This window comes from Micropruina sp. (genome assembly GCF_047607385.1).
Classification (GTDB): domain Bacteria; phylum Actinomycetota; class Actinomycetes; order Propionibacteriales; family Propionibacteriaceae; genus Micropruina.
On sequence record NZ_JASGDE010000147.1, the window covers coordinates 1 to 7,308 of the forward strand.

Here is a 7,308-nt window from a genome sequence, read left to right on the forward strand (position 1 = left end):
TCCGCAGCCGCCGGCGCGGCAACCACCGGGCCGGCGTCCGAGCGCCCGGCGGCGGGATCTCCGGTCGGCGCGACCGCGTCCACGCCGTCGTCGATCAGCACGATCGGGGCCCCCACCTCGACGGTGGCGCCCTCGTCGACCATCAGCCGGGCGATCCGTCCGGCCCAGGGCGAGGGCAGTTCCACGATCGACTTGGAGGTCTCGATCTCGACCAGGATGTCGTTGACCTTCACCTCGTCGCCTTCGGAGACGACCCAGCGGACGATGTCGGCCTCGACCAGTCCCTCGCCGGGATCGGGCAGGTGGAATTCCTTCATCGCTATCTCCTCAGTAGGCCATGGATCGGTCGACGGCATCGAGCACCCGATCGAGATCGGGTAGGAACGAGGATTCCACCCGGCTGGGCGGATAGGGAATGTCGTAGCCGGTGACCCGCAGGACCGGCGCCTGCAGCGAGTAGAAGCAGGCCTGCTGCAGCCGGGCGGCGATCTCCGCGCCCATGCCGAGGGTCATCGACGCCTCGTGCACCACGACGGCCCGTCCGGTCTTGGTGACCGAGTCGATGACGGTGGCCATGTCCAGCGGGGCCAGCGAGCGCAGGTCGATCACCTCGATGTCGTGACCCTCCTCGCCGGCGGCGATGGCGGCCTCGACGCAGGTCCGCACCATCGGCCCGTAGCTGATCAGGGTGAGGTCGTCGCCGGGCTTGACCACGCGTGCCTGGAACAGCGGCATCGGCTCGAGCTCGGTGTCGACCTCGCCCTTCTCGTGATAGCGCCGCTTCGGCTCGAAGAAGACGATCGGGTTGTTGGACGCGATGGCCTGCTGGATCATCCAGTAGGCGTCCACCGGGTTGGAACAGGTGACCACCTTGAGGCCCGGGGTGTGCGCGAAATAGGCCTCGGGCGACTCCGAGTGGTGCTCGATGGCGCCGATGCCGCCGCCGTAGGGAATCCGGATCACGATCGGCATCTTCAGGTGTCCGTGGGTGCGGAAGTGCAGCCGGGAGACCTGCGAGACGATCTGGTCGTAGCCGGGGTAGACGAAGCCGTCGAACTGGATCTCCACCACCGGCCGGTACCCGCGCATGGCCAGACCGACGGCGGTGCCGAGAATGCCCGACTCGGCCAGCGGCGAGTCGATCACCCGGTCGGGGCCGAAGTCGCGCTGCAGATGTTCGGTGATCCGGAACACGCCGCCCAGCTTGCCGATGTCCTCACCGGCCAGCAGCACCTTCGGGTCGGCTTCCAGGGCACGGCGCAGGCCGGCGTTCAGCGCCTTGGCCATGGTCATCGTCGGCATCAGAAGGCCTCCTGCACCTGGGCGTGGATCTCGTCGGCCTCGGGGTCCGGACGATCGGCGAAGCCGGCCTCGTATTCGAGGTAGTCGTCGCGCTGTTCGAGGAGCACCTCGCCGGGATCGATCACGACATGGTCGAAGAACTGCTCCAAGGTCGGCTCGGGCAGTGTCAGGCAGCCCTCGCGGACGCGGATCGCCAGCTCTTCGGATTCGGCGTCCAGGGCGTCCAGCCAGGCCTGGTCGATCGCGCCGCTGTTCAGCAGGTAGGTCTGCACCCGGCTGATCGGATCGCGCTGCCGCCACCGCTCGGTCTCGTCGTTGCTGCGGTACTTGGTCGGGTCGTCGGAGGTGGTGTGGGCGCCCATCCGGTAGGTGTAGGCCTCGATCAGCGCCGGGCCCTCGCCGCGCCGGGCACGGTCGAGCGCCCAGCTGGTCACGGCATGCACCGCCAGCACGTCGTTGCCGTCGACCCGGACGCCGGGGAAGCCGAACCCGGACGCCCGGCGGTACAGCGGGATCTTCGACTGCAGCGCGATCGGCTCGGAGATCGCCCACTGGTTGTTCTGGCAGAAGAACACCACCGGAGCGGTGTAGGAGGCGGCGAAGATGAACGCCTCGCTGACGTCGCCCTGGCTGGTGGCACCGTCGCCGAAGTAGACCATCGCGGCACCGTTGGCGTCCGGATCGGCGTTGCCCACCAGGCCGTCGCGCTGCAGGCCCATCGCGTAGCCGACCGCGTGCAGGGTCTGGGTGCCGATCACGAAGCTGTACACGTGCATGCCGGGCACGTCGTTGGCCCAGGGCGCCATCGCGGTGCCGCGGAAGGTGCTCAGCATCTCGACCGGATCGACCCCCAGGTGCAGGGCGATGGCGTGCTCGCGGTAGGAGGGAAAGACGTAGTCGGGCAGCCGGGTGGCGGTGGCGGAACCCACCTGGGCCGCCTCCTGGCCGAGCGCCGGGGGCCACAGTCCCAGTTCGCCCTTGCGCTGCAGCGCGGTCGCTTCGCTGTCGAAGCGCCTGGCCAGGACCATCTCGCGCAGGTAGCCGGCGATGGTCTCATCGCTGCCGTCGTAGCTGAACTCCGGGTGCCGGACGCGTTCACCGTCCGGGGTGAGGAGTTGGACGAAGTCGTCTACAGCAGGGTCGGACACGTCAGATCCTTTCGGGTCGCCCGATACCGGGCACTCTCCGTACGAAGGGCTAACTTATCGGTTACGTAACCGTAGGTCAAAGACGGTGGGAGGCCGTCCGCGGCGTTCATTCGATCGGTCAGAGCGACGTCCGGACTCCTCTCCGCGAGCCCCGTCGCCCGCGTGCCCATCCTCCACCCGAGGGCGCCCCGGGTCGAGACTCCGCGCCCGGGGTGTCCCGCGAATCGGCGTCCGGCGGGTTCGGCCGGCGGGTTCCCGGTCAGATGCCGAGCGGGTGGAGCCGGGCGTCCAGCGAATCGGCGCGGCACGTTCGACCGGGGTCGGAAGGTCCACGCTCCCCGGAGCGCGACCCTCATCGCCGCGAACCCCTTCCATTCAGCAGAGCTTCACAGTGATGAAGAAATCCGAGCTGGTGCTAATGAGTCCGGTGACTCAGGCTGGAACTCGAACAGGTTCGGAAGGAGCCGACGATGACCGCTCTCGTGTTCGTTCTGGTGCTGGCGATCTTCGCACCCGTGGTGTGGCAGCTCGAAGCCACCCATCGCCGCACTCGCGACCTGCCGCGGATCCCGTTCGGCGCGGACGCCGAGTCCGAGGCCAGCGCCGAGTACCGCAGGCAGATCGCCGAGCTTCGCCAGCTCAGCCAACTGGTCCGCTCGGAGCGGGAATGAGGGGCGCCGTCGCCGGCATGCGGCCGCGTCCCGCGAGCAGGTTCGACCCGGCACGGCACTGTGAAGCAAAGCTGACGGGTCGGCGTCCATTCGGTGGCATCGGCTGTCTACAGTGGCGCCCATGATGGACCTGCAACGGCTCCGGATCTACCGCGCCGTGGTGGCTGCCGGCTCGATCCAGGGCGCCGCCGCCAACCTCGGCTACACCCCGTCCGCGGTCAGCCAACAGGTCGCGGCGCTGGCTCGGGAGACCGGACTGGTGCTGTTGAGCAAGGCCGGACGCGGCGTCGAACCCACCGACGCCGGGCTGGAGCTGGCGACCGCGGCCGACGGCCTGTTCGGCGAGCTCTCCGAGGTGGAGGCGCGGGTCACCGACCTGCGCGAGGGCCGGGCCGGCTCGCTCAGCATGGCCTACTTCACCTCGGCCGCGATGGCCTGGATTCCCGCGATCGTGCGCCGGGTGCTGGACGAGCACCCGCGGCTGCGGCTCGATCTGCGGGTCCAGGAGCTGCCCTGCACCGACGAGCAGCGGGTGGACGTCGAGGTGCTGGTCGGGGCGCCCGGGTTCACCGCCCCAGCCGGCTTCGGCTGCCACCACCTGATGGACGAGCCGTACGTCGCGGTGCTGCCGCCCGGTCACCGGTTCGCCGGGCACGACGCGGTGGAACTGGCCGACCTGGCCGACGAGCGCTGGATCGCACACGACTCGGAGCAGTCCTGGTGCGTGATCAACCTGCGCCGGGCGGCGATCTCGGCCGGGTTCACCCCGCCCTATTCGGTGCGGACGGCCAACCACCCGACCGCGATCGCCTTCGTCGCCGCCGGGATCGGCATCGCGGTGATGCCCCGGCTGTGCACCATCGACCTGCCGGACGGCGTCCGGACCGTCGACCTGGTCAACCCCACCCCGATCCGCTCGGTGCACGTGCTGGTGCGTCGCGCGGTGGAGCAGTCGCCGGCCGTCCAACTGGTGGTGGGCGGGTTGCTGGCCAAGGCGCGGGCATCCGTCCACCCCGCTCCCGCGCTCGCCTAACTATTTCCCGCTCGCTGAATTCAGCGAGCGGGAAATAGTTAGGCGAGCGGTCAGTAGGGAAGCCTCTGCGACACTCTGGCCGAATCTGCGGTGCACGCTAGAGAACCTCATACAGTCGCATCGTGGACCCGATCAGGAACCCGTACGCACCCGGCGCCGGCCAGCGTCCGCCGGAGTTGGCCGGACGCGACCCGCAGCTGGACGCGTTCCGCTTCGTCATCGAACGCGTCGCGCGCGGACGCCCGGAGCGCTCGATCGTGCTGGTCGGGCTGCGTGGCGTGGGCAAGACGGTGCTGCTCAATGCGATGCGGTCGCAGGCCGTCCGGGCCGGCTGGGGTACCGGCAAGCTGGAGGCCCGCCCCGAGCAGGGCATCCGGCGTCCGCTGGGCGCGGCGCTGCACATGGCGATCCGCGAGCTCGGGCACCCGGACGCGGTCGCGGTGCTGTCCACCCTGAAGGCGTTCGTGGAACGGGCCGCGCCGACCAACACCAAGGCCTACGACCGCTGGAACTCCGGCATCAGCGCGCCGTCGGTCGCCGGCCGCGCCGACTCGGGCGACATCGAGATCGACCTGGTCGAGTTGCTCACCGATGTCGCCGGACTGGCCGCTGACCAGGGAAAAGGCGTCGCGGTGTTCATCGACGAGATGCAGGATCTGGGTCCGGACGACGTCTCGGCGCTCTGTGCCGCCTGCCACGAGTTGGGCCAGCAGGGGCTGCCGCTGATCGTGGTCGGTGCCGGGCTGCCGCATCTGCCCGCCGTGCTGAGCGCGTCCAAGTCGTACTCGGAGCGGCTGTTCTCCTACGCCCGGATCGACCGGCTCGATCGGGAGTCCGCCGATCTGGCGCTGGCCGCCCCGGCCGCGGACGAGAACGCCGCCTTCACCCCCGAGGCGCTGGACGCCATGTACCGGGTCACCGGCGGCTACCCCTACTTCGTCCAGGCCTACGGCAAGGTGGTCTGGGATCTGGCGCCGAGCACGCCGATCACCGCCGAGGACGTCGCGGTCGCCGCACCGGAGGCCGAGCACGAGCTGGCGGTGGGCTTCTTCGGCTCCCGCCTGGAGCGGGCCACCGCCGCCGAGCGGGAATACCTGCGGGCGATGGCGGACGCCGATGCCGACGACGCCGGCGCGGTGCCGTCCGCGCTGGTCGCCGAGACGCTGGGACGCAAGCCGCAGTCGCTCTCCCCCGCCCGCGACGCGCTGATCAAGAAGGGCCTGATCTACGCCAGCGAACGTGGCCGGATCGCCTTCACCGTGCCGCACTTCGGACGTTTCCTGCGCACTCAGGCAGAGGCTGCCTGAGGCAGACTGACCCCGTGGAAGCCGAGCACGTCGTCATCCTGTTGACCGTCGCGCTGCTGTGCGTGGCCGGCGCGACGGCCCTGAGCAATGCGATCCGGGTCGCGGCACCGCTGCTGCTGGTGGTGGTCGGCGGTGTGGTGGGCTTCCTGCCCGGCGTGCCGAGCCTGGAGATCGAGCCCGAGTGGGTGCTGATCGGGGTGCTGCCGCCGCTGCTGTTCTCGGCGGCGGCGTCCATGCCGACGATGAGCTTCCGCCGCGAATTGCGTTCGATCACCGGACTGTCGGTGGTGCTGGTGGTGCTCAGCAGCCTGCTGTTGGGCTGGTTCTTCAGCACCACCCTGGACATCTCGCTGGCCTGGGGCGTCGCCCTGGGCGCCATCGTCAGCCCCACCGACGCCGTCGCCACCGCGATCGCCCGCCGGGTCGGGGTGCCGGGCCGGGTGCTCACCATGCTGGAGGGCGAGAGTCTGCTCAACGACGCCAGCGCCCTGGTGCTGCTGCGCTCGGCGGTGGCTGCCGCGGCCGGCGGCGTGGCGCTCGGCGGCGTCGTCCTCGACTTCCTCTGGGCGGTCGCCGGGGCCGCGCTGATCGGCTTCGTGGTGGGCTGGCTGCATCTGTGGCTGCGGTCGAAGCTGGACGACCCGGCGCCGTCCACGGTGATCTCCTACGCCGCCCCGTTCCTGGCCGCCGTGCCGGCCGAGCAGCTGGGGGCGTCCGGACTGGTGGCGGCGGTGGTGGCCGGCCTGGTCACCGGATACGGCGCGCCCCGGCTGCTGACCCCGCGAGCCCGGCTGTCCGATTCGCAGAACTGGAAGACCGTCGAACTGGTCCTGGAGAGCGGCATCTTCCTGCTGATGGGGCTGCAGCTGCACGGCCTGATCACCCACGCCGACCACGGCCGCGGCACGATGTTCACCGTGGCCTGGGTGGCCGCGGTGGGTTGGCTGGGATCGGTGCTGATCCGGGCGGTCTACGTGGCGTCCCTGGTGGCCAGCATGTCGCGCCGCACCCAGCGCCGGCTGCCCCACCAGGAGCGGATGAAGATCTGGCAGGACTACCTGGAACGCCGGCTGGCCGATCCGGACGCGGCACCCGAGTTCCCCTTCGCCACCGATCCGCGCCGGGCCGCGGCGGCCAAGGCTGCCAAGGCGGCGGCCGTGCGGCGGGGGCAGCCGAGCCCGTGGAGCACCGAGCGGATCACCATGATGCTCACCCGGCTGCGCCGGGAGCGGGCCACCATCGACTATCTGGTCAGCAATCCGATCGGCCCGCGCGAGGGCGGCCTGCTGGTCTGGGCCGGGATGCGCGGAGCGGTCTCGCTGGCCGCCGCCCAGACCCTGCCGTCCGACACCCCGGAACGCGCGCTGTTGCTGCTGGTGGCCTTCGCGCTGGCCGGCGGCTCGCTGCTGCTGCAGGGCGCGACGCTGCCGCTGGTGGTCGGCCGGTTGAGCCGGCCGGTGACCGACGAGGACCGCCAGGGTGCGGCCGACGAGCAGGAACGGCTGCTCGAACTGCTCCAGCAGACCGCCGAGCAGGAACGCGCCCGGATTCCCGGACGCGGGCTGAAGCGGGTCGAGCTCGACATCCTCCAGGCGCAGCGGAAAGCGGTGCTGGACGCCCGCGACGACGGCGTCTTCGACGCTGAGGTGCTCACCCACGCACTCGCGGTGGTGGACGCTCAACAGATCGGCCTGGAGTTGCGGGGATCCCCCGAGGACGGCTAGGGCCTGTTACGGAAGTGGTTTGTGGGGTGTCGCGTGTCGGTGCGCGAGGGGGTGAGGCTCCCGGGGTAGACGGGTTGGTGTCGAAGCAAGCTCCTTCTTCCCCAGGAGGCCTCGTGTCCACGA

General features: G+C 70.4%; 7 protein-coding genes. 4 read left to right on the forward strand and 3 right to left on the reverse strand.

Features of this window, described 5'->3' with window-relative positions; translation table 11 throughout:
• From QM582_RS13270 to QM582_RS13280, 3 genes are all read right to left on the reverse strand, one after another.
• The coding region (locus QM582_RS13270) for a biotin/lipoyl-containing protein (RefSeq protein WP_415085128.1) at positions 1-317 on the reverse strand (317 nt) is incomplete at its 3' end.
• A gap of 10 nt (positions 318-327) precedes the next feature.
• Positions 328-1,302, reverse strand: a complete 975-nt coding sequence (locus QM582_RS13275; RefSeq protein ID WP_415085130.1) for an alpha-ketoacid dehydrogenase subunit beta — start codon at positions 1,300-1,302, stop codon at positions 328-330.
• Positions 1,302-2,450, reverse strand: coding sequence for a thiamine pyrophosphate-dependent dehydrogenase E1 component subunit alpha (locus QM582_RS13280; RefSeq protein ID WP_415085132.1), 1,149 nt, complete (start codon positions 2,448-2,450; stop codon positions 1,302-1,304). The genes QM582_RS13275 and QM582_RS13280 overlap by 1 nt, the downstream gene beginning before the upstream one ends.
• A gap of 470 nt (positions 2,451-2,920) precedes the next feature.
• Between QM582_RS13280 and QM582_RS13285 the strand changes: the two genes are divergently transcribed.
• From QM582_RS13285 to QM582_RS13300, 4 genes are all read left to right on the forward strand, one after another.
• Positions 2,921-3,121: a hypothetical protein gene (locus QM582_RS13285; protein WP_415085134.1), complete on the forward strand. Its 201-nt coding sequence runs from the start codon at positions 2,921-2,923 to the stop codon at positions 3,119-3,121.
• Positions 3,122-3,242: 121 nt separating this feature from the next.
• Positions 3,243-4,154 carry a LysR family transcriptional regulator gene (locus QM582_RS13290; RefSeq protein WP_415085135.1) on the forward strand — a complete coding sequence of 304 codons (912 nt, stop codon included), beginning with the start codon at positions 3,243-3,245 and terminating at the stop codon, positions 4,152-4,154.
• Between the two features lie 122 nt (positions 4,155-4,276).
• Positions 4,277-5,461, forward strand: coding sequence for an AAA family ATPase (locus QM582_RS13295; protein ID WP_415085137.1), 1,185 nt, complete (start codon positions 4,277-4,279; stop codon positions 5,459-5,461).
• A gap of 14 nt (positions 5,462-5,475) precedes the next feature.
• A complete protein-coding gene (locus tag QM582_RS13300) occupies positions 5,476-7,185 on the forward strand; it encodes a cation:proton antiporter (protein ID WP_415085138.1) in 1,710 nt (569 codons plus the stop codon).
• The last annotated feature ends 123 nt before the right edge of the window (positions 7,186-7,308 follow it).

Coding starts and splice junctions, on each gene's coding strand:
- QM582_RS13275 (WP_415085130.1), bottom strand. CDS start 1,302: ATGCCGACGATGACCATGGCCAAGGCGCTGAACGCCGGCCTGCGCCGT.
- QM582_RS13285 (WP_415085134.1), top strand. CDS start 2,921: ATGACCGCTCTCGTGTTCGTTCTGGTGCTGGCGATCTTCGCACCCGTG.
- QM582_RS13290 (WP_415085135.1), top strand. CDS start 3,243: ATGATGGACCTGCAACGGCTCCGGATCTACCGCGCCGTGGTGGCTGCC.